Here is a 21,903-nt window from a genome sequence, read left to right on the forward strand (position 1 = left end):
CAATTGAACAACAAGAAAAACAAATAAAAAAATAAAAAAAAATGAGATAAGGTGGTCTCTAATGGGCTGGCTGGTGCAGATACTTGAGTCGATTAAACAGGAGATCAATGCCGGAACAATTTGCGAATTGGATATGGAGAGTGAGCCAGCTTCTTATGCCAGAATTCCAAGAGATAAATTTGCTGAGGAACTTGGCCTGCTGACCGAAGCCCTCATAGAAGCAGTACAAGGCAATACTTTTACGCCACTTAAGGTACATATCAGCTGGATGTGTAAGCTGCGGCTTGAGCAAGGGGTCAGGTTGTCTGATATTATGGCTTTTTTTGATTTATATGAAACTGCTGTTAAAGATGCAATGTCCATCTATCTTAAGGAAGATTTGGTTAGTCTTAATAAATACCGCCGGGAGATTGATTCTTTACTCGATAGGGTTAGGGTATTTGTGTCTGAGTATTTCTTTACGCTTTATGAAGAAACGGTTTATGAGCAGTTCGAGCAGTTAAGAACAATTAACGAGATTACGGCCTATCTCACTTCCTCGCTTGATTTGAATGAAGTACTGGATTTTATTGTTGTCAGCTCGATACGCTTATTTAAGGCTGACTGCGGCAGTATTTTGCTTATCGATAGAAACGGCTGCTTACATGCACCGGTTACAGCCGGCTGGTATGATGCAAGCTCGTCAGTGGGTATTTCAGAAACGATAGCCTATACGACAGGGGTTATGGAATGGAATTATGAAGATTTGCTGTCAGAGAATATGCACAACGTCTTTAAAAAAGAGAACCTCTCTAAAGTAAAAGCAATCAAACTCTATCTCCAGGAGCTAACGATTGGAGTCCTTACCATCGGATTCCGGTCTGCCCGAAAAACTACACCGGTTGACCAAAAACTGTTCGAGACATTTGCCAACCACGCAGCGATCGCTGTTCATAATGCCCAATTATATGGTGATGCAGATTTTAAGCTAAAGCAGAGAATCCAGGAAGTAACAGTGATTTTAGAACAAAAACGTGCGATTATGCATTGTATGAGGGAAGGCGTAGTTGCCATCAATGCTGACGGCTATATCGATTTGGTTAATCATGAAGCAAAGCGTCTGCTTGGCCGGGAGGATAGTATTATCGGCAGGCATATCCTGGACATTATCCCTAATTCCCGGTTGCCTATCGTATTAAAAAGCAAGCAGGCTGAGTATGACCAGGAGCAGGAAGTGGGAAATAAGGTTATTATTACAAACAGGGTGCCGCTTATTGTGGGCGGGGCAGTCATCGGCGCCATTGCCACCTTTCGGGACAAGCAGGATGTCAAGATATTGGCAGAGGAGTTGGTGGGTTTAAAAAGCCTGTTAGAATCCATGCGGGCTCAATCCCATGAATTTGCCAATAAACTGCATGCCATATCGGGTCTGATTCAGATGAAACAGTATGATAAGGTTGTTGAACTCATTACTTTGATGTACAAAAGCCAGCAGGATTTGGTTAGTTCGATTGTTAAGCGTGTTAAGGATCAGGCAACAGCCGGGCTGCTTATCGGTAAGATTAGCCAGTCAAGTGAACAGGGGATTTTGCTGCGGCTTAATCCCCGCAGCAAACTGGGCGATCTGCCGTCTTCCTTCAGCAGCCTGTCAATGGTGACCGTGCTGGGCAACTTAATCAGCAATGCGATGGAGGCAGTTGCGCAATTGCCTGCTGAACGGCGGGTTATTGAGGTATATGTTTTTGAAGGCAAGCAGCACCTCAATATTAAAGTTAGCGATTTAGGCAAAGGTATACCTGAACCTTATAAGAAAAAAATATATCAGCGTGGTTTTTCTACTAAGCAAGGAAATAGGGGGGTTGGATTAGCTCTGGTCAAACAGGAAGTAAAGATTTGTGGTGGAAAGATTACAGTCAATTCACGGGAAAACGAGGGGACCACATTTTGGATAAAGATACCGGTAGGGTAAGCCTTGGAGCCTAATCAGTAGGGAGGGGCCGGAATATGGGAATCGATATTGTTATTGTGGAAGATGACCCAATGGTGCTCGAACTTCACCGGCAATATATTGCCCAGGTGAAAGGATTTAGGTTAGTGGGACAGGCAGCTAATGCTGCTGACGGGTATAGTATTATCAAGAAGATTAAACCACAGTTAGTAATACTTGATGTTTACATGCCTGGCGACAGCGGTATTGAGCTCCTGCGCCGGGTTAGGGCAGAGGGTATTAATATTGACGTTATTTTAGTTACAGCAGCTCACCGTTCAGAAACAATCCAACAAGGTATGCAGTGTGGTGTCGTGGATTATATTATCAAGCCATTTACATTTCAGCGTTTTAAAAAAGCGCTGAGGAGTTACCAGCAATATTTTGAGAGAATAAGAAACAGCCAGCAACTATGTCAAAAAGATATTGACTGTTTAAAGGGGACATCGCTAAATGAAAATAATCCGAACAGCCTTGACGATTTAAAAGAGAATATTCCTAAAGGTCTGGATAAAGCAACCTTGGAATTGGTACTTAAGAGCATTAATCTGCAGACCGGATATTTTACTGCAAGTGAGGTATCTAAACTGGTGGGGATCTCACGAGTGACTGTCCGGCGCTATCTGAATTATCTGTATGGTAGTGGCTGGTTAAAGGGAATTCTCTCTTATGGCCCGGTCGGCAGACCATTGCATAAGTATATTAAGGATGATCCGTTTTCAATATAGCAATATACTTTGTTCTGGCAGAGATGGTAAACAACTCAGGAAAACCGAGCTGTTTAACCATCTTTTTTTATGTTTCTTAGGAGGCAAGCTTATGAATTATATTTACAAAATTATCCTTATTTACCATACAGTATCCAAGCTAAGGCGTGTACTTTATAATTACAACTGTAAGATGTTGCCAAGGAAGACCGCCTTCTAGAGGAGGATGCCGGATAATGGGAAAAACCCTATCCTTTAGAGTAGCAGATGCTATGCCGGAAGATGTTGGTCAGGGATATGTTCGGATTGATAATGCAGAAATGGATACGCTTGAAGTTATTATCGGTGATATTGTAGAGATTCAAGGCCGAAAAACTACCGTGGCCAAAATAGTCCCCTGTTTTAGTCAGTTTAAAGATCAAAATCTAGCTCAGATTGAATCAATCATCAGAGAGAATGCCGGCGTTGGTATTGACGAGCGTATAAGCTTAAAGAAGGCCGCACGTCAGCCGGCGCAGACAGTGATTCTGAGTCCATTGGACGTTACTATAGATTTTAGTGACGCCCAGGATATCAAACACCTAGAACGCGTACTAAACGGACTTCCAGTCGTGATTGGTGATCGGGTCAAGGTTAATCTAGCCGGTGCCAGAAGTCAGTACTTCACTGTTATCGGTACTGCGCCCCAGGGCCCGGTGGTCATTAATACAGGCACAAAACTTAAAGTAACCAAAGCCGACGGCGCAGAAGACCGAAGTTTTAGAGCGTCCTATGAAGATGTAGGCGGCCTTGACAAAGAACTCCAGCGTGTACGTGAAATGGTAGAGTTACCGCTTAAGTTTCCGGAGATTTTCCGGAAGTTAGGTGTGGATGCTCCCAAGGGAGTTTTGCTGTATGGCCCGCCGGGGACAGGCAAAACGCTAATGGCAAGGGCCGTTTCCAGTGAAACCAACGCCGCATTTATGCACGTGAATGGACCGGAGATTATCAATAAGTTCTATGGTGAAAGTGAAGCACGGCTTAGAGAGATCTTTGAGACAGCCCAAAGGCGGGCACCGGCCATTATCTTTATTGATGAGATTGATGCCGTTGCACCGAAACGGACTGATGTAATCGGAGATGTTGAAAAACGGGTTGTTGCTCAGCTGTTAGCCCTGATGGACGGATTGAAAAACCGGGGTCAGGTTATCGTAATCGGCGCTACCAATGTACCTGACATGGTAGATCCGGCGCTCAGGCGTCCAGGACGGTTTGATCGCGAATTATCTATTAATCCGCCTGATAAAGTCGGAAGATTAAAAATATTAAAAATACATACCCGCTCAATGGCGGTTGATGCTTCGGTTGATTTGGAGAAGCTCTCGCAAATGACCCACGGTTTTGTCGGTGCTGATATCGCCATTCTCTGTAAGGAAGCCGGCATGAACGCAGTTCGGCGGTTATTACCGCAAATTGATTTTACAGCTGAGATTAGTGAACTAGATTTAGCAAAACTCAAAATAACTATGGATGATTTTTATGCTGCATTTCGAGAAGTCGAACCCACGGCCACCCGGGAGTTTTTCTCAGAACGCCCTAACATAAAGTGGGAGCAGGTCGGAGGCATGGCCGAAATAAAAGAAAACCTGCAGGCAATGATTGAGATGCCGCTGCAGCACCCGGAGTTATTTAAAGAATCGCAACACAATATGCCGAAAGGCTTTATGCTGACAGGGCGGCCGGGAACGGGAAAAACACTGATTGTAAAAGCACTTGCCGGTTCCAGTGAAGCGCACTTTATATCGGTAGATGCCGCAACCCTTAATTCCCGCTGGTTTGGTGAAGCCGAGAAAGGCCTGCGGCTGATTTTTAAACGGGCCAAACAGATTGCCCCCTGTATTCTATTCTTCGACGAAATAGACGCTTTGGCACCTGTACGCGCGGTAACAGACCGCAATGGCACTGACCGGTTGGTAAGTCAACTGCTCCTGGAACTGGACAGTTTAATGGACAGCTCCAACGTAATTGTTATCGCAGCGACCAATCGGCCTGATATGGTAGACCCGGCCCTTATGCGGCCAGGTAGATTTGACTTCATCGTAGAACTGCCATTGCCTGGGAAAGCGGAGCGCCTGGAAATATTCAGAATTCATACCGCGAAAATGATACTGGCTGAGGATATTGACTTTACTGGTCTGACGCAAGCAACTGAGGGAGCGGCAGGCTCTGATATTGAGGCTATCTGTAAACACGCATCGTTGTCAGCTATGAAACGCTATGTTAGTCAATCGCAGGGTTTAGCTACAAAGTCTGGTGCCTATAAGGTACTCGGCGAGGATTTTAGCTCTGGTCTGCGACAAGTATTAAAAAAATAGTGGCGTCATGTCACAACGGGGGTGAGTATCAAATTTACGTTAGAGGGGTTCTGACGGTCACCTGTTGTCAATTTCAAGTATAAAAAGGGGGAAAGAAAATGACACTGGCAGTTGCTGTTGATGCCAAGATGCAGGAAGTTACTGTATGGACTCGGGGTGTAACCCGGGCCAAAGAAGCTCGCGACACAGCTACCCTGCTCGCCAAAGCAGGTAGCCTCGAAGGAAAGTATAATCAATCCTTCGACAACTATGTGGATCTGCCTGACCGTATCAATGTTCCGGTTAAGAGCTATGCTCGTATCAGTTCTGAGCCTATCGAAACTTATTATGAATATGAAAACTACCGCCCTGACATTGTTGTAATTGATGAAGAAACTATCGTTAAAGGCAATGATGTCCTTAAAGGCTGCAAGGATGCCTGCGTTGTTGTCATCAATACCAAACGTGATGTAAATAAGCTAATTAAGTACCTTTCACCAAGAGAAAATGTAGTTAAGGTAAAAGCGGTTGCCGCTATTGCTGCCGACGATCTTGGCGCAGGTTTATTCCACACCTTTGATGGTACTGAAGGTTGTATTGATGATACCAAGATAGGTGCCGGTGTAGGCGCTGCTATGGCTGCTGCGGTTGCAAAAGCCAGTGGGATTGTTAAGCTGGAATCCCTGTTAAAAGTTGCAGAAAACAAAGATGCTGTGCAAAAGGGATGGGACACTGTAGTTATATTGCCTATTTGCAATGGCGAAGCCGGTTGTCCTACAAATCCCAGCCGACTAGAACTTGAATGGAAATAATCAGTTGGTAAAATTCAAGGAGGTGTAAATATGGCAAAGGTTTATAAACAAGTGCCATTTGCTGCTATAATTCCTTCTCCCCAGACCGAGAATGAAGGTATGATTACCGGTAACTGGCGGTTTCTTCGTCCAGTAGTTGACAAGGGTCAATGTACTGAGTGTAAAACCTGTTACATTTATTGCCCGGATGCTTGCGTTAATTTTGCCAAGGACGACGGAGTCAGCTTCAACCTTAAGTATTGTAAGGGTTGCGGTATCTGCAGCAACGTCTGCCCGGTTGGGGCAATAAGTCGTGTGCCTGAACTTGATTTTGATGAATAAGGAGTGAATAAGATGCCAATTAAGAAAAAAGGTACAGGTTTAACTGCGGTTGCAGATGCTTGGCAGCTTGCGGATATTGATGTTTCAGCATCCTATCCTATTCGCCCGTATACTGCGGTTATGGCTGAACTGGCAAAACGGATTGCTAATGGCACCATGCAATGCGAAATGGTTCATGGTGAAGGCGAACATGCGCAGTTTAGTATTGCTCACGGTGCTTCCATGGCGGGTGCCCGTGCTACTACAGGGACTTCCGGTGTAGGTGTTACCTACGCATTTGAAACTTATTCACCAATTGCCGGCAGCCGGTGCCCAATCCAGGCCCTAATTGGTGACCGTACTCTTGATCCCCCCGGAGATTTCGGTTCTGAGCACACTGACTGCCTGACCCTCCGCGATAATGGCTGGATTTATGGCTGGGCTCAAGACGCTCAGGAATCCTTAGATAATAGCTTGATTTACTTCCGGATTGGTGAAGATCCTGAAATCATGCTGCCACAAATCGTGGCCATGGATGGTTATTTTGTTACCCATATTGCTCAGGATTATATAATGCCGGATCAAGAGCAGGTTGACAAATTCCTGCCTAAGTTTACTCCGAAATTCCGGCTTGATGTCAATAACCCTGTTATCATGGGACCGCAGATCGAACCGGAAATGGGACCTCCGCTTGAGTGGGACCGTCACATCGTCATGAATAAGGTTAGAGAAAAAATTGTTCAGGTAACTGAAGAGTTTGCACAAGTATTCGGTCGTAAGTATGCTCCGTTTGTTGAAGAGTATATGACTGAAGATGCTGACATGGTATTTGTTCTGATGGGTGCTCATGCGGTTACCTGCCGCAGTGCGATCAAATATCTCCGTGAAGCTGGCTATAAGATTGGTTTGTGCAGATTGCGCTGGGTTCGTCCATTCCCGGATGAAGCACTTGCTAAAATTCTGCCGAAATTTAAAGTTGCTGGCGTTATTGACACCGGTACATCTTATGGCGCTCCTTGCGGCGGCGGCGTTCTCTCGAACGAGGTTAAAGCTGCTATGTCCGAAGTTGCGGGCAAACCGATGATTCAAAGCTTTACCTCCGGTTTGGGCGGCGAGACTATTACTCATGAAGAGTTCTTTGCTATGGCCGAAATGATGAAGCAAACCCTGCAGGCCGGCAAGGTTATTCAAAGCGGCACTTGGGTTAACTTCAATGATTATCATGAAGGCGCTTCTCAGGTCAATGCTGCTAAAAATGAAGCTGCCCCCAGTAAATAATAAGGAGGAGTAAACGATGGCAGTTGCTGAATTAATTAAGTCAATTGCACACACGACTGATCTACGGGACACTTATGTTCCTGGTCACCGTACTTGTGCTGGTTGCGGTCCGGCTCTTGCGTATCGCCTGGTAGCAAAAGCTGCAGGTAAAAATACAATCTTTATTGGTCCAACTGGTTGTATGTATGTTGCTAACACCAGTTATGCCTGTGGTCCCTGGGCTGTGCCCTGGACACATGCGCAAATCACAAACGGCGGCGCCGTAGCTTCTGGTATTGCTGAAGCTTTTCGCATGATGATTAAAAAAGGTAAAATTCAGGAAGAATTCCCCAATATTATCGTAATGGCCGGTGATGGCGGCTGTTCTGATATCGGTCTTCAGGCTATGTCAGCTATGTTCTATCGCGGTCATAAGGTTCTTTGCGTAATGTATGATAATGAGTCTTATGCCAATACCGGTATTCAGGTTTCTCCATCCACCCCGTATGGTGCTACCACTATGTTTACACCGGCCGGCCCGGCGATTCCGGAAGCCAAGAAACATCATCTGAAAGACCCGATGCCGATATTCCTGGCCGGCGGCCATCCATATCTCAAGTATGGTGCAACAGCCTCCATTGGTTATCCCATTGACCTTATGAACAAGATCCGTAAAGGTCTTGCGGAAGATGGTCCGGCGTTTGTTCATCTTCACTCGCCATGTCCTAAAGGCTGGTCATATCCGGCTGACCGTACTATCGAGATTGCCAAACTTGCGGTTGAGACCGGCATGTGGAATCTTTACGAAATTGAAAACGGCGATTGGGCTAATAAAAAGTTCAGTGTTATGCCGAAGAAACTTAAACCTGTTGACGAGTATCTTCAGACACAAGCCCGTTTCTGCCATCTGCAGCCTGAGCATGTGGCCGAAATCCAAAACTTCGTCAACAAGCGTGCAAGAACACTTGGAATGGAAGTTCCATTACCACCTGCTCAATAAAGCAGCTTAGAATTCTATAGGCATTAGGCCGTGAGTCCCTGGTTTCTTCATGAACAAAAGGAACCAGGGGCTTACTATGTAAGCAAGCTTTGTTTAAAGTGAACAAAGTATTGGAGGAGGCACGGTTGTATGGATAAGGGTGTTGCCTTAACCTTTACGAACTGGATACTAGCTTTCCTACCTATTTTAGTTTTGTTATCTACTATTCTTCTATTTAATTGGGGCGCGCCAAAATCAGGTGCAGTATCCTGGTTTACGGCGGTTATCATTGGTTTATTTGTCTTTGGTGGTGATTCGCAGTTACTGGCCTTAGCGAACAGCAAAGGCATGGCAATGTCACTCTATGTATTACTTATTATCTGGGGTGCTGTTTTTCTCTATAACCTTGTTGAGAAGATTGGTGCGATAAAAGTAATTGGTGATACCATGATCAAGGTGACTGAGGAAAAATTATTGCAATGTTTACTTATGTCCTGGTGTTTTGCCAGTTTCATGCAGGGTATTGCCGGATTTGGCGTACCAGTTGCAGTTGTGGCGCCCATCATGCTGGTAATGGGATTCCCGCCGGCTATTGCGGCAGCTACTTGTTTGGTAGGACACTCCTGGTCCATTAGCTTTGGATCGATGGGTTCCTCCTATTACACCATTCAGTTGGTTACCAAAATCCCCGGTGAAGTCATCGGGCCCTGGATGGCACTTTTATTTGCAGTACCCATCTATGCAACAGGGATTGCCGTCTGTCATATTTATGGCGGGTTTGCAGCAGTTAAAAGAGGACTGCCTGCTGTACTGATAACCGGTACTGTTATGGCTTTCATGTGCTGGTTCATGAACATAATCGGGGCAGCCCAGCTAGCTACCCTGATTCCAGCACTTTTTGGCTGTGGAACTATGGCTGTTTTAGCCAAGACAATCTATCGTCATGAGGCAGACGGGCAAGAGAAACAACCTGAAGCACCGGTTATGGGCTTTAACATGGCTTTCTCTCCGTACTACATCTTAATCGCCCTCTGCATTATGACTCAGATTAAAGGCATCGCGAATTTTTTTGCTCCCTATACCTGGGGCCTCAATTATCCAGCAGTGACCACTGCGGCTGGTTTTGCCGTCAAGGCCGAGAAAATGTATTCTAAAATTAATATTTTTTCTCACCCGGCCCCTCTATTGATTGCTGCAGCCATTTGTGGTTATTTCATATTCAAAATGGCTGGTAAGTGGAAACAAGGAGCAGCGGCTGAGGCTCTCAAGGCCACCTTTTCCCAGTGTGTTCCTACCAGTATTGGTATAGCGACCATGGTTATGATGGCGTTAATTATGAATGATACCGGTATGACAAACTTGCTGGCTCAGGGGATTGCAAACTCAACAGGTGCTTTATTCCCAATATTCTCGCCATTTATCGGTGTGCTGGGGGCATTCCTGACCGGTAGTAACACTAACTCTAATGTAATGTTTGGTGCTTTACAGTATGAGACAGCCAAGGTACTTGGGATCAGCACTGTCATCATGTCTGCCGTCCAGTCTGTTGGCGGTTCGGTAGGTTGTTCGATCGCTCCCTCAAAAGTTCTAATTGGTTCTGCAACTGTTGGTCTTGATGGCCGTGAGAGTGAGGTTTTGAATCGCACAATACCTTATTGTATAATCATTTCGCTGCTGGTGGGCATCAACGCCTGGATCTTTGCCTACGCGTTGTTTAAGGATTTGCCTTAGTTCAACTAAATTGCGGGATATGCAAAGGAGGTATTATCATGTCCACAAATCTTACGCCTACTCCTAACCAAAATCAAAACATTGTTCTTAAGCCGGTTCCTTGGGGGAAGAAATATCGTGCTCCCTTAATGAATGCAGCTTTCTGGGCATTTTGGATTGGTTTTGCATTGGCGCATCAAGGCGGCGTGACCAATAACAGCCTGTTAATTAATCTTTCGTATCTGGTATTCGCACTGGCGTGTTTAGTGCCGCTGGTTACAAAAAAATAGGGTTTGTCAGGAAATGCCGTTTTTACGGCATTTCCTATTTCTACATAAGAAGGAGGCGGGTTTAATGGCTAACGGCACATCCCAAAAAGAAACTCAGGTTCCTAAGACGTCCTTAGCAGGGCATATAGTTCCATCAGGGAGTGAATATTTCCAGAAGATAACCTCAGTAGGTAAATGTGGGATTGGTTCTCCGCCTGCATCAGAGTGTTTTTGGGCCTTCATTGGATCATTTGCGGGTATTGGTATTGTTACCTACCTAACTTTCTTGCAAGGAATACCTGTTCTGGTTGCTTCTTTAGGTGCATCGGCTTGCCTGATTTACGGGGCTCCTACTGCACCATTCGCTCAGCCTAGAAATGCAATCGCCGGACACTTGCTGTCAGCTGTTATTGGTGTAACAGTATACCAGTTAGCCGGGGCGTACTGGTATACTGCCGCTCTTAGTGTAGGGATCGCGGTAGCTGCTATGGTAGGAACGAGAACCGTTCATCCACCAGCCGGTGCGACTGCCTTGATCGCCGTAATTACTCAGCAGGGTTGGCTGTTTCCCCTATTACCTGTAGGGGTGGGAATTTGCATTTTAGTGCTTATTGGAATAGTGGTCAATAATATTGCCGCTAAACGGCAATATCCATGTTATTGGTGGTAGAGGATGATGCCAGATCAAAGGGGGCTCTGGTTTGGAAATAATCCGTTGCTACAAAACTATGCTATTATTTATGTTCTCAAATGGAGTTTTCTGGGGATAACGACAGGAATTATTGCCGGGCTGGGAGTAGCCGTGTTTTTGAAGTTACTGGCCTGGTCGATTGACACATGGACACAGGTGGGGTATTACTACTTCTTTATTCCTGTCGTATTAATGTTTAACAGCTGGCTGGTAAACTGGCTGGCACCGCAAGTATCAGGTGGCAGCGATAAGGTAATTGCAGCTATTCATCAACAGAACGGCTTTTTGCGCTTGTCTGAAGTACCAATAAAAATTGTGGCGACTGTTATCACGATTGCCGCTGGCGGATCTGCCGGGAAAGAGGGGCCTGCAGCTCAGATTGGAGCAACTCTTGCTTCGGCCTGGGCCAGACTCTTGCAGGTTAGTAATGCGGATTGCCGCAAAATTGCCATCTGCGGTTTAAGTGCCGGTTTTGCCGGGGTATTTGGCACTCCGGTTGCCGGGGCAATCTTTGGCGTAGAGGTGTTATTTGTCGGTAAAATTTTGTATGACACCTTATATCCGGCTTTTGTAGCCGGTTTGACAGGTTATTATATTTGCCGGCTTGCCGGAGTTTCTTATTTTTATCTTCAGGTCAATGTACAGTCGGAGTTTCTCCTGATCATTCAAGCCATTATACTGGGACTGATATGCGGTATAATGGCTATATTTTTTATTAAAACGATTTTTTGGAACCAGCGTTTTTTTAAGGGTTTACAGTGGTCCAGACAGGTAAAAGCATTTGTGGGCGGGAGCCTGCTTACGCTGATAGGCTATGTCGTTAGTCCATTGTATTTGGGTTTGGGTTTGGAATTGTTAGAAACAGGTCTTAAGGGTCAGGCAATTGCCGGTGATGCATTTCTCTGGAAGATAATAGCAACAGGAATAACCCTTGCCTGCGGCGGAACAGGCGGCATCATTACTCCTATTCTGGTTGTAGGGGCTGTTACCGGCAATTTGTATGGTCAGCTGTTTGGGACTTTGGACATATCGGTCTATGCAGTGATCGGCATGGCGGCGTTACTGGCCGGTGCGGTCAATACCCCGATGGCAGCCGTATTTATGGCAGCAGAATTATTTGGCAGTGATGTCATTCCCTATGCGGCAATAAGCTGCTTGATTAGTTACCTGGTTTCAGACCATCGCAGTGTTTATCCGAGCCAGGTTATCGCTACCGGTAAACGGCCATATTTGTGTGAGGATGAAGGAAAGTGTGTTGGCGCTGCCGGTAAACATTAGAAAGCTATGCTTTTTTATGGGCAACCAGGGTCAGTTACGGAGGAAGTCGCTCGGGCAGAGAGAATATAAAGAGAGTAGATAAAACAGCATGAAGCTTTGATGCAAGTAGTACGGAGGTACACTGATGGACATATTGTTTAACGTTGTAGACAGCCTGCGATTAGTCCGGGAGAAAAGACCGCTGATTCACCACATTACGAATTATGTCAGCATAAATGATTGTGCCAATATTACATTGGGGATTGGAGCATCTCCGGTTATGGCCGAAGACCTTGATGAGGTAGCCGAGATGGTTTCTTTCGCATCGGCATTAGTACTTAATATAGGGATGATAAATCCGCGAAAACTGGAAGCAATGCTTGTTGCCGGCAAGCAAGCCGCTCTGCAGGGGATTCCTATTATTTTTGACCCTGTTGGCGTTGGCGCAACCAAGCTGCGAATGGATGCGGCTAACAGGATACTTAGTGAACTTCAAGTAGCTGTTATCCGGGGTAACCTGTCAGAAATCAAAGCCTTACTGGGTCTCAGTTGCGACATACATGGTGTTGATTGCCTGTCAAACGAAGAGAATAGCCGCGAAATTGCCCAAAAACTTTCTAAAAGACTAGAATGTGTAGTTGCTATAACTGGCAGGACTGATGTTGTTGCTTATGGAAGCAGTATTTGTAGCATCTATAACGGTCATCCTCTCCTAGCTGGAATTACAGGAAGCGGATGTATGACGGCCTCATTGATCGCTAGCTTTTGTAGTGTGACAAACGATCCGTTTATTGGGACAGTTGCCGGTATTGCTACTATGGGGATTGCTGGAGAGATTGCCGAGCAGCGGCTTACTCCTGATGAGGGGCTGGGGACTTTCAGGATGCGGCTTTTTGATGCAATATCTACTATGAATCCGGAAACTCTGTTACAGCTGATTAAACTTAGCTAATTTCTTGACAAGGAGTTAAGAGTATATGCAAATTAGAAAATTAGCCTACACAGCCATCTTTATGGCTGTAGGTGTACTTTCAGCCCATCTGATCTATATCCCGGTAGGTATTGCAAAATGTTTCCCTTTGCAGCATATGATAAATATTTTGCTGGCGGTGCTTTTAGGAACACGTTATTCTGTGAGTGCTGCTTTTGGGATTTCTCTGTTGCGCAATATTTTAGGGACCGGGTCTTTGTTAGCTTTTCCCGGCAGTATGGCCGGTGCAGCATTGTCCGGGGTCTTATATAAGAAGACAAATAGTATCTGGGGTGCAATTATCGGTGAGATTATTGGCACAGGTATTATTGGCGCGTTACTGGCTTATCCTGTTGCAAAATATTTTACCGGCTCGCAAGTGGGTGCCTTCTTCTTTATTGTTCCCTTCCTGGTTAGTACTGTTGGGGGGAGTATTTTAGCCTACTTTTTGTATAAAACCCCTATTCCTGCCATTCTTGATGAAAAGCTTAATGCTGGCGGGCGAGGTTAGGTGGGGGGACTGCGAGGCTGGGCATGTTTAGCAAATCTCAGGTAGAGTGGTTATACATAAGCATAAAAACAATGCGAAAGCCTGTTACGAGGGCTTTCTTTTATTTAATTGAGGAAACGGTAATTAAAGATGCTAATTTTGTTTACCATACATAGTGAAGAATGGATCATTGCGCTTTTCGTATATTTATATAATCAGGGTAGCCAATAACATATGTAATGGAGGTGGAAGAACTGGCTAGCGCATTACTTGAGATTGATTTGGATAAAATCAGACGTAATACTGCGCAAGTAAAAAAAATATGCGAGCAACAAGGTATTAGCGTGCTTGGGGTAACCAAGGGATTTAGTGCAATTCCGCAAATCGTAGCCGCGATGGTAGCAGGGGGCGTTGATGGTCTTGCCGATGCCAGAATGGAGAATATTATTGAACTAAGAAACTACGGTTTTGATCAATCTATTACCCTGTTAAGAATTCCCCAGCTAAGCAGCGTCGAAAATGTGGTGAGGTATACAAATGTTAGTGTTAACTCAGAACTTACTGTAATTAAAGCATTGGCTCAGGTGGCTGAAACATTGCAAAGGCAGCATCAAATCGTTTTAATGATTGATGTCGGTGACCTCCGTGAAGGCGTAATGGCCGAAAATGTACTTACGACTGCGAGACAGATTTTACGTTTACCAGGGGTCAAACTAATTGGATTAGGTACTAATATGGGGTGTTTTGGTGGTGTCTTGCCTAGTATTGATAATTTAGGATTGCTGGTTGAACTGGGGCATATCATTGAAAAGCAATTAGGCATACAAATTGAGATTATCTCGGGTGGGGGAACATCTACCTTGTCGTTGGTTGAAACACATACAGTACCTGCAGGTGTAAATCAATTAAGAATTGGCGAAGGAATATTATTAGGTACAGATAGTACCAATAATAGGAGGATACCCTGGCTTTGTGATGATGCTTTTCTCCTGAAAGCCGAAGTTATTGAGCTTAAGGCGAAGCCATCTGTACCAATCGGCGATATCGGCAGAGATGCTTTTGGCAATGTGCCGCAATTTTCTGATGTCGGTATTAGAAAGAGAGCAATTTTAGCGTTGGGAAAACAGGATGTAATTATTGAAGGAATTACACCGGTTGATGAAAATTTAAATATTTTGGGAGCCAGCAGCGATCATCTGATTGTTGATGCGACCGATTCGGCAGCAAACATCCATGTGGGAGATGCTATTTGTTTTCGCCTGAATTACTCTGGAATCTTGTCAGCAAGCCAATCAAAATATATAGCAAGAAAATTTAACGGAGGTTAATTAATGGTTGAATTAATTACCACATTTGATAAGGAACTCGTTCAGCGCTTAGTTCAACTAGAAGCAGAGGCATTTGGTGCGGGGGGAATGAATGAGTGGCATTTAGTACCACTAATAAGATACGGGCACGTTTATGTTATGCGAAAGGAGGGCGAAATTATTGGAGCGGTTCAGTATTTATTAGATTGGAACAACCCCCGGAAAGTTTATATGATGGGGGTCTCAATTGCGCAAGACCATCGGGGCCAGGGAATAGGAACCCAATTTATCAAAGAGACATTTGTTGCACTAGCTAAGGATGGGATTGAAGAAGTGGAGTTGACTGTTGATCCTGAGAATGTAATAGCTGTAAGAGTATATGAAAAGAAACTGGATTTTGTGGTTTCGGACTTTAGGCGGGACGAGTATGGCGAAGGTGAAGACAGATTGGTAATGAAAACGTCATTAAGCACAACTAATTAATTGATATTGCCAAATTTTTGACTAGCTAATTATTTTGGAATATAACAATTTTTAATGCGTTGAGGGGCTGAGTGAGTTAAAGTCTAGATAAGTCTTCAAACGGGATGGTACACATTGACAAAATAATAGTGTTGACATAAATGAATAGAAATGCTACTATTAGATTCTGTTAATTAACAAAACATTAATAATGCCAATGCTTCTCTTTGTGAAGTTTTTAGGGAACATTTTTAAGGTAGTTCCGCACTAACGCTCGGAACTAAGCGATTCACGCAGGTTCTAGCGTCGCGATGCTCCTAATAACCTGGTTCTCTGCTTATAATACTGATAGGGGCGTCGCCAAGTTGGTAAGGCAACGGACTTTGACTCCGTCACGCGTTGGTTCGAGTCCAGCCGCCCCTGCCATTTCTGTGCTACTTTTTGTAGCTTGATAACTTATTAATTACATTTCCTTTATACGGCGATATAGCCAAGTGGTAAGGCAGAGGTCTGCAAAACCTCTATTCCCTAGTTCGAATCTGGGTGTCGCCTCCAAATTTTATACCTGTATTATCATTTTAGGACTACCTGAGGGTAGTCTTTTTGCTATATTTAGGAGAGATGGATTATTTTTCATATTGACAATTGAGCAATAAGTAGCATATGATTACATATGAACATATAAGCATATATCGAGAGGTGTACTATGAAAGAATCTGAACGGGATATTTGTGAGCAATATTGTTTTCACCCACAGACTATAGATCTGCTCAAAGCAGCTATGCTGGATGATAATACAGTGCAGGATCTGGCGGAAATGTTTAAGATATTAGGTGATCCTACCCGGATTAGGATATTGCACGCGTTATCCCGGCAGGAGTTATGTGTGTGTGATATTGCTGAAACGCTGGGTATGAACCAGTCCGCGGTATCACATCAATTACGTACCCTCCGTGGCGCACGCCTGGTGAAGTTCCGTAAAGAAGGTAAAGAAGCATGGTATTCCCTTGACGATGACCACGTAATTTCTTTAATGTGTCAGGGTCTTGAGCATATTTCGCATAAACGATAGGAGGAGGAGAACATGTATAAAGAGGAACAGGAGCAGCAGCATTGTGGCTGTGGGTGTTGTGCCGGTGAGATGGCAGTAACTGCTAGCGAGGGCGTTCTTGCGCTTGATAACGCCCACCTGATTAATACTACGTTTCAGGTTGAAGGTCTTGATTGTGCTGATTGCGCAGCTAAGGTAGAAAAAGCTGTTGGGCGTATTACTGGTGTTACTGACGCCCAGATGAATTTTGCGGCAGCAAAAATGAAAGTAAATTATGACAGTACTGTTATGGGCGTAGACGAGATTGTAAAGGTCATTACTGGTTTTGGCTATAAGGCGAAACTGGTTAAAGCAGTAAGCGATATGCCGGGATATCATAAAACAGTTCTGAGATTATCAGGTCTTGATTGTGCCGATTGCGCGGCAAAACTGGAAAAGCGGGTTGCCGCGATGGCCGGTGTGCAGGCCGTGTCTGTAAATTTTGGTGCCGGCAAAATGACGGTAGAGCATACCATTACTGACAAAGAAATCATAGAAACTGTGCAGCAGGCCGGTTATCAAGCTGTCGCTGACATTACTGGAGGAAGCTTGGCCACTGAGAATCAGGGATGGTGGCGAAATCCGCGGATGTTGGCAACCATTCTCGCTGGTCTGTCACTGGCAAGTGCCCTTTTTCTTGAATGGACCGGGGCGAGTGAGCAGGTCTTGATACCTATTTATGTTCTCACTATGATAGTCGGCGGTTATCATGTCGCCAAAAGTGGTTTATACGGACTTAAAAGTATGACCCTTGACACCAATTTTCTGATGGTTATCGCTGTAGTCGGTGCTGCAGCTATTGGGGAGTGGAGTGAAGGAGCAACAGTGGTTTTTCTTTTTTCGTTAGGTAATGCCTTACAAGCGTATACTATGGATAAAACCCGTAGTTCTATCCGGGCTTTGATGGAACTGGCTCCGCCGGAAGCACTTGTAAGGCGAAACGGTGAAGAGTTGCGTCTGCGAGTGGAAGAAATTGTTGTTGGTGACATAATGATTGTCAAGCCTGGTGAACGGCTTGCTATGGATGGAATGGTTGCAAGTGGCAGCTCAACTATCAACCAGGCTGCCATTACCGGAGAATCGATGCCTGTGGAAAAACAGGCCGGTGATAGCGTATATGCCGGTACTGTCAATGAACAGGGCGCTTTGGAAATTATAGTGACTAAACTGGCAGAAGACTCTACACTGGCTAAAATCATGCATATGGTAGAAGAGGCGCAGGCTGAAAAAGCACCGATGCAGCAATTTGTTGATGTCTTTGCCAGATACTATACCCCGGCAGTTATCCTGGCCGCTGTGGGATTAACCATCATTCCGCCCCTGTTCTTCAATGAACCATTTGATCTGTGGTTTTACCGGGCGCTGGTACTTCTTGTAATCTCCTGTCCCTGTGCGCTGGTTATCTCAACGCCGGTGTCGATAGTTTCGGCGATTGGTAATGCTTCACGCCATGGTGTACTAATTAAAGGTGGCGCTTATCTTGAGCAGATGGGAAAAATCCGCGCAGTTGCCTTTGACAAGACTGGAACCTTAACAGTTGGTAAACCAATGGTGACTGATATTATTAAGCTAACAGAGCAGATGGATAACCAGGAGATACTGATTATTGCCGCTGCAGTGGAAAAATGGTCAGAACACCCGTTGGCTGAGGCCATTGTAGCCCGTACAGGTAATCAGGGTTTACCGCCAGTGACTAACTTTAAAGCGCTTGTTGGCCGGGGGGCGCAGGCCGATCTGGATGGACGCACTATTTATGTGGGTAATCAAAGACTTTTTGAGGAATTAGGATGTGCACCTGCCTCATATGAAAATAGCTTGTTATTACTTGAGAAGCAAGGAAAAACAGTTATGCTTGTGGGTACTGGTACAGAAATATATGGTGTCATTGCTGTCGCCGATACCCTGCGTGATAACAGTACTGAAGCGGTAGCAACGATCAAGTCGGCCGGGGTAGAGCATGTTGTCATGTTGACAGGTGATAATCGCCGGGTAGCACAAGCTGTTGCTGACAAGCTGGGTCTTGATGCCTTCTACAGCGAGTTGCTGCCGGCGGATAAGGCAACAACCCTTAAACAGTTAGCCACCAAATATGGCAGTGTAGCTATGGTCGGTGACGGAGTAAATGATGCGCCTGCACTGGCAACTGCCGACGTGGGGATTGCTATGGGGGTTGCCGGTTCAGATACTGCCTTGGAAACAGCCGATATTGCTCTTATGTCTGACGATTTGAGTAAGCTGGCCTATGTGATGAAGCTCAGCCGTAAAACAGTAGCCATAATTAAGCAAAACATTACTTTTTCATTGGTTGTTAAACTGTTGTTTGTACTTGGAACCTTTGTTGGTTTTGTCAATCTTTGGCTGGCTGTTCTGGCTGATACCGGTGCTGCGCTGTTGGTGACCTTAAATGGGATGCGGCTGGTACGTGAAATTAAATAGGAAGTTCAGATTAATTAGTAATTATGGAATCTTTTCACAATAACATATTGCAGTGTTTTCCAGAATACGTTATAATTTTAACAAATACCGATCTGAAGGTCGGCAGTTAACTATTAGTATAAGAGCAAAATCTGAATAATTAAAACATATCCACGAAGGGTAACAGAACAATGAAATTGTCCTGCTCTTCGTGGTTTTTTATTTTCAGGGAGGATGGAATACAGGAATATTGCACTAAGTTTTTTTCCACACAAACAAATTTAGGATAGAGGAGAGAAATAGTATGCTGGAACAACGTATTGAAACTTATTGGGATGGGCGTGCTGACAGTTATAATGCCCATATTCAGAAAGAAATGGTCTGTCAGAAAAAGCAGGCCTGGGAGTCACTATTACATAAATACGCAGGAGAGCAAGAAAATCTCCAGGTATTAGATGTGGGAACAGGTCCAGGATTTTTTGCCATTTTACTGGCCGGTCTCAACTATTCGGTTACCGCCATAGATAAATGTGAGGAAATGTTAAAGCAAGCCAGACAAAATGCAGACGATGCCGGGAAAAATATTCGCTTTTTGAAGGCTGATGCTCATGCCATAGATCTGCCGAACGAAAGCCTGGACTTAATTGTCTCCAGAAATGTAACCTGGCTGCTGCCTAATCCGTTGGAGGTTTATCAAGAATGGTACCGGTTGTTAAAACCGTCAGGAAAAGTCTTAGTTTTTGACGCGAATTGGCACTTGTATCTGAGTGACCCGGAGCTTGAGCGCGAGCATGATAAATACCTGCAGTTGGCGATAGAAAAAGGGCATAAGCAGAATACTTCGCCGGAACAGCAGGAAGAAAATGCAGCTATCGCTCGCAAATTACCCTTAACCTACGAAAAACGTCCGCAGTGGGATAGACAAGCCTTTCGTCAGTGCGGCTTTCAACAAGTGGCGGTGCAGGAAAATATTAGTGAATTGGTTCATGATGAAATAGAGCAGCTCCTGTATACGACAACGCCGATGTTTGCCATTTGTGCTTCCAAATGAAATTATTTCAGGGTGTAGGCGGGTTATTTCTCAATTGGATTGGGCTACTGCCTAAACCAATAAGCTGCAACTTCAGTAATGGATACTATAAATTGGAGGAGAGAGTATGATTCAGGAAGACAAGCTTTATGATGTATGGTGGCAGAATCGGGACGAGGGTGAGCAACAAATGGAAGAGCGACATAAACGAGGTTGGCAAGAGGTTATCAATTTAATTCAGGAACAGGATCTTTCTAATAAGGCTATACTTGATTTCGGTTGCAATCAAGGTGGTTTCTTACGACATTTGTATCAGGATAAGCCATTTAAGGAGGGCCTGGGCATTGATCTTGCTCAGCAGTCGATTGATGTTGCCATTTCCCGCAAAGGTGATTTACCGCTCACCTATGTAGCAACCACTACCCCTGAGCAGTTTGCCAACAGGTTTGATGTGGCTATTAGTCAGGCAGTTATTTATTTAATCAAAGATTTGAAAAACCATGCATGGAAGGTTAAGCAGATGTTAAAACCAGGTGGAGTTTATTATGCCACCTATACTGATTTGAATGATAATCCAAGTCTACAGCATTTTACCGAGTGGATTAATCAAAACAGTCTGGTAGAGTCTAATGCGCATACGTTGGACTTTATTGCGGAGACCTTTGCAGCAGAAGGATTCCAAGTGGAAATTCAGCGACGGAACCCCCGGGGCTTTATTGATATTTCCCGTACAGAGGATGGTTTTTTGCGTATTGCCGACAGATTGAAGGCTAGTTATGAACAGGCGTACATTTTCCGGTTTGTTCTGGCGGATGAGTAACTGTAAATATGAATCTGACATTGGCCTTAGCAGATGTTCTTGTCATGTGGAAAATCGCATTGCCGGCCATGTTTCTGGGGTGCTATTGTGGTGTTGTGTTGAGAAGCGGTAAGTTTTTTGCTTTTTTTAGCAAAGCACTACGACCGATGACATCACTGGGAAAATTGCCAGAGGCAATGGGTCCGTTTTTTATTTTATGTCTCCTAAATCGCTATGCAGCAAACGCCATGCTAGCCGAATTTGGGAAGAGTGGTGCTGTAACAAAAAGCACTCTGATGGCAGTATATTTGATGGGGTCGTTGCCGACAGGCATCTATTTTACCATATTCTACTTTAGTCCGCCTTTGATTGTCGGGGTGGGGTGGGAGCTGGGTACGTTATTTATTGCCATCAACATTGGCATGAGTACTTTTGTTACTATTATTGGCTTTATCTGGAACAGGCTTCGTACTTCTTCGGATAAGGTAATTCAGACGAAGGATCTGCAGGAAAGCTGCTGTACACAAGCTGACAAGACCGATTTGATCGCGGCAGCCAGGAAGGCCTTTAAACAGTTTTGGGACATTGCCATTGTCTTTATGCCGATTACGTTTGCTTTTGCTGTTTTGATGCATACAGACTTTATCAAGGATGTGATTGCCGGGCTTGATCCTTTTTTGCGCTGGTTTAATCTTACTGCAGCCGGGGTATTAGTCATTATTGCCGGTATTCCTACCCTGATAGCGGCGATTGGTGTTGCCGGGACACTGCTGCAAAGCGGGGCTCTGGCTCCTCAGGATGTTATCTTTGTGCTGCTATTGGCCTCGTTTTTTCATAATATCTACGATGGCCTATCACGTGTATTGCCAACGAATCTTTCGATTTTTGGTGCGAAGACAGGGGTTGCTGTCACTGCCGTGGGAACAGGTCTATACTTGTCGATAGTGGCAGCAGGAGCCAGTATTGCACTGTATACGAGGGCTAACTAAATAAAAATGACAGCAGAAGCTGTCCTGAAAAAACCATGAAGGTATTGTCTTATGAAGAGACTTTATTTTC

General features: G+C 44.7%; 19 protein-coding genes, 2 tRNA genes and 1 pseudogene. All 22 read left to right on the plus strand.

Features of this window, described 5'->3' with window-relative positions:
- Nucleotides 1–61 precede the first annotated feature (61 nt).
- The 22 genes and pseudogenes from VN379_RS17720 to VN379_RS17825 all read left to right on the plus strand — a co-directional run bounded on the left by VN379_RS17720 (nt 62) and on the right by VN379_RS17825 (nt 21,833).
- Complete coding sequence (locus VN379_RS17720; protein WP_325536239.1) at nt 62–1,948, plus strand: ATP-binding protein; 1,887 nt, start codon at nt 62–64, stop codon at nt 1,946–1,948.
- A gap of 35 nt (nt 1,949–1,983) precedes the next feature.
- A complete protein-coding gene (locus VN379_RS17725; protein WP_325536243.1) occupies nt 1,984–2,694 on the plus strand; it encodes a response regulator in 711 nt (236 codons plus the stop codon).
- A 215-nt stretch (nt 2,695–2,909) separates the two neighbouring features.
- Nucleotides 2,910–5,027, plus strand: a complete 2,118-nt coding sequence (locus tag VN379_RS17730; RefSeq protein ID WP_325536245.1) for a CDC48 family AAA ATPase — start codon at nt 2,910–2,912, stop codon at nt 5,025–5,027.
- Nucleotides 5,028–5,125: 98 nt separating this feature from the next.
- A complete protein-coding gene (locus VN379_RS17735; protein WP_325536247.1) occupies nt 5,126–5,818 on the plus strand; it encodes a 2-oxoacid:acceptor oxidoreductase family protein in 693 nt (230 codons plus the stop codon).
- Nucleotides 5,819–5,848: 30 nt separating this feature from the next.
- The gene (locus VN379_RS17740) at nt 5,849–6,139 is read left to right on the plus strand and encodes a 4Fe-4S binding protein (protein WP_325536249.1); all 291 of its coding nucleotides are present in this window, start codon (nt 5,849–5,851) and stop codon (nt 6,137–6,139) included.
- A gap of 12 nt (nt 6,140–6,151) precedes the next feature.
- Nucleotides 6,152–7,396 carry an oxalate oxidoreductase subunit alpha gene (locus VN379_RS17745; RefSeq protein WP_325536251.1) on the plus strand — a complete coding sequence of 415 codons (1,245 nt, stop codon included), beginning with the start codon at nt 6,152–6,154 and terminating at the stop codon, nt 7,394–7,396.
- Nucleotides 7,397–7,412: 16 nt separating this feature from the next.
- Nucleotides 7,413–8,375 (plus strand): oxalate oxidoreductase subunit beta, encoded by a 963-nt coding sequence (locus tag VN379_RS17750; protein WP_325536253.1) that lies wholly within the window; start codon nt 7,413–7,415, stop codon nt 8,373–8,375.
- 129 nt (nt 8,376–8,504) lie between these two features.
- Nucleotides 8,505–10,085 carry an L-lactate permease gene (locus VN379_RS17755; protein WP_325536254.1) on the plus strand — a complete coding sequence of 527 codons (1,581 nt, stop codon included), beginning with the start codon at nt 8,505–8,507 and terminating at the stop codon, nt 10,083–10,085.
- Between the two features lie 38 nt (nt 10,086–10,123).
- Nucleotides 10,124–10,354, plus strand: coding sequence for a hypothetical protein (locus VN379_RS17760; protein ID WP_325536256.1), 231 nt, complete (start codon nt 10,124–10,126; stop codon nt 10,352–10,354).
- Between the two features lie 64 nt (nt 10,355–10,418).
- On the plus strand, nt 10,419–11,003 hold the full coding sequence (locus tag VN379_RS17765) for an HPP family protein (protein ID WP_325536258.1): 585 nt from the start codon (nt 10,419–10,421) through the stop codon (nt 11,001–11,003).
- 3 nt (nt 11,004–11,006) lie between these two features.
- On the plus strand, nt 11,007–12,302 hold the full coding sequence (locus VN379_RS17770; protein ID WP_325536260.1) for a chloride channel protein: 1,296 nt from the start codon (nt 11,007–11,009) through the stop codon (nt 12,300–12,302).
- 124 nt (nt 12,303–12,426) lie between these two features.
- Nucleotides 12,427–13,233: a hydroxyethylthiazole kinase gene (gene thiM / locus VN379_RS17775; protein ID WP_325536262.1), complete on the plus strand. Its 807-nt coding sequence runs from the start codon at nt 12,427–12,429 to the stop codon at nt 13,231–13,233.
- A gap of 25 nt (nt 13,234–13,258) precedes the next feature.
- Nucleotides 13,259–13,762 carry an energy coupling factor transporter S component ThiW gene (gene thiW, locus VN379_RS17780; protein WP_325536264.1) on the plus strand — a complete coding sequence of 168 codons (504 nt, stop codon included), beginning with the start codon at nt 13,259–13,261 and terminating at the stop codon, nt 13,760–13,762.
- A gap of 224 nt (nt 13,763–13,986) precedes the next feature.
- Nucleotides 13,987–15,069 carry an alanine/ornithine racemase family PLP-dependent enzyme gene (locus VN379_RS17785; RefSeq protein ID WP_325536266.1) on the plus strand — a complete coding sequence of 361 codons (1,083 nt, stop codon included), beginning with the start codon at nt 13,987–13,989 and terminating at the stop codon, nt 15,067–15,069.
- 3 nt (nt 15,070–15,072) lie between these two features.
- On the plus strand, nt 15,073–15,531 hold the full coding sequence (locus tag VN379_RS17790; protein ID WP_325536268.1) for a GNAT family N-acetyltransferase: 459 nt from the start codon (nt 15,073–15,075) through the stop codon (nt 15,529–15,531).
- Nucleotides 15,532–15,860: 329 nt separating this feature from the next.
- Nucleotides 15,861–15,936: transfer RNA gene (locus VN379_RS17795), tRNA-Gln, on the plus strand.
- 54 nt (nt 15,937–15,990) lie between these two features.
- Nucleotides 15,991–16,065, plus strand: a tRNA-Cys gene (locus tag VN379_RS17800).
- 226 nt (nt 16,066–16,291) lie between these two features.
- Complete coding sequence (locus VN379_RS17805) at nt 16,292–16,582, plus strand: ArsR/SmtB family transcription factor (RefSeq protein WP_422663629.1); 291 nt, start codon at nt 16,292–16,294, stop codon at nt 16,580–16,582.
- A gap of 48 nt (nt 16,583–16,630) precedes the next feature.
- Nucleotides 16,631–19,036, plus strand: a pseudogene (locus VN379_RS17810) (heavy metal translocating P-type ATPase); the annotation flags it as partial.
- Between the two features lie 283 nt (nt 19,037–19,319).
- On the plus strand, nt 19,320–20,066 hold the full coding sequence (locus VN379_RS17815) for a class I SAM-dependent methyltransferase (protein ID WP_325536272.1): 747 nt from the start codon (nt 19,320–19,322) through the stop codon (nt 20,064–20,066).
- Between the two features lie 106 nt (nt 20,067–20,172).
- Entirely contained in the window at nt 20,173–20,865 is a 693-nt protein-coding gene (locus VN379_RS17820; protein ID WP_325536274.1) for a class I SAM-dependent methyltransferase, read from the plus strand.
- Nucleotides 20,866–20,873: 8 nt separating this feature from the next.
- Nucleotides 20,874–21,833 carry a hypothetical protein gene (locus tag VN379_RS17825; RefSeq protein WP_325536276.1) on the plus strand — a complete coding sequence of 320 codons (960 nt, stop codon included), beginning with the start codon at nt 20,874–20,876 and terminating at the stop codon, nt 21,831–21,833.
- Nucleotides 21,834–21,903 lie beyond the last annotated feature (70 nt).

The organism is Sporomusa sp., from assembly GCF_035561255.1.
Lineage (GTDB): Bacteria > Bacillota > Negativicutes > Sporomusales > Sporomusaceae > Sporomusa.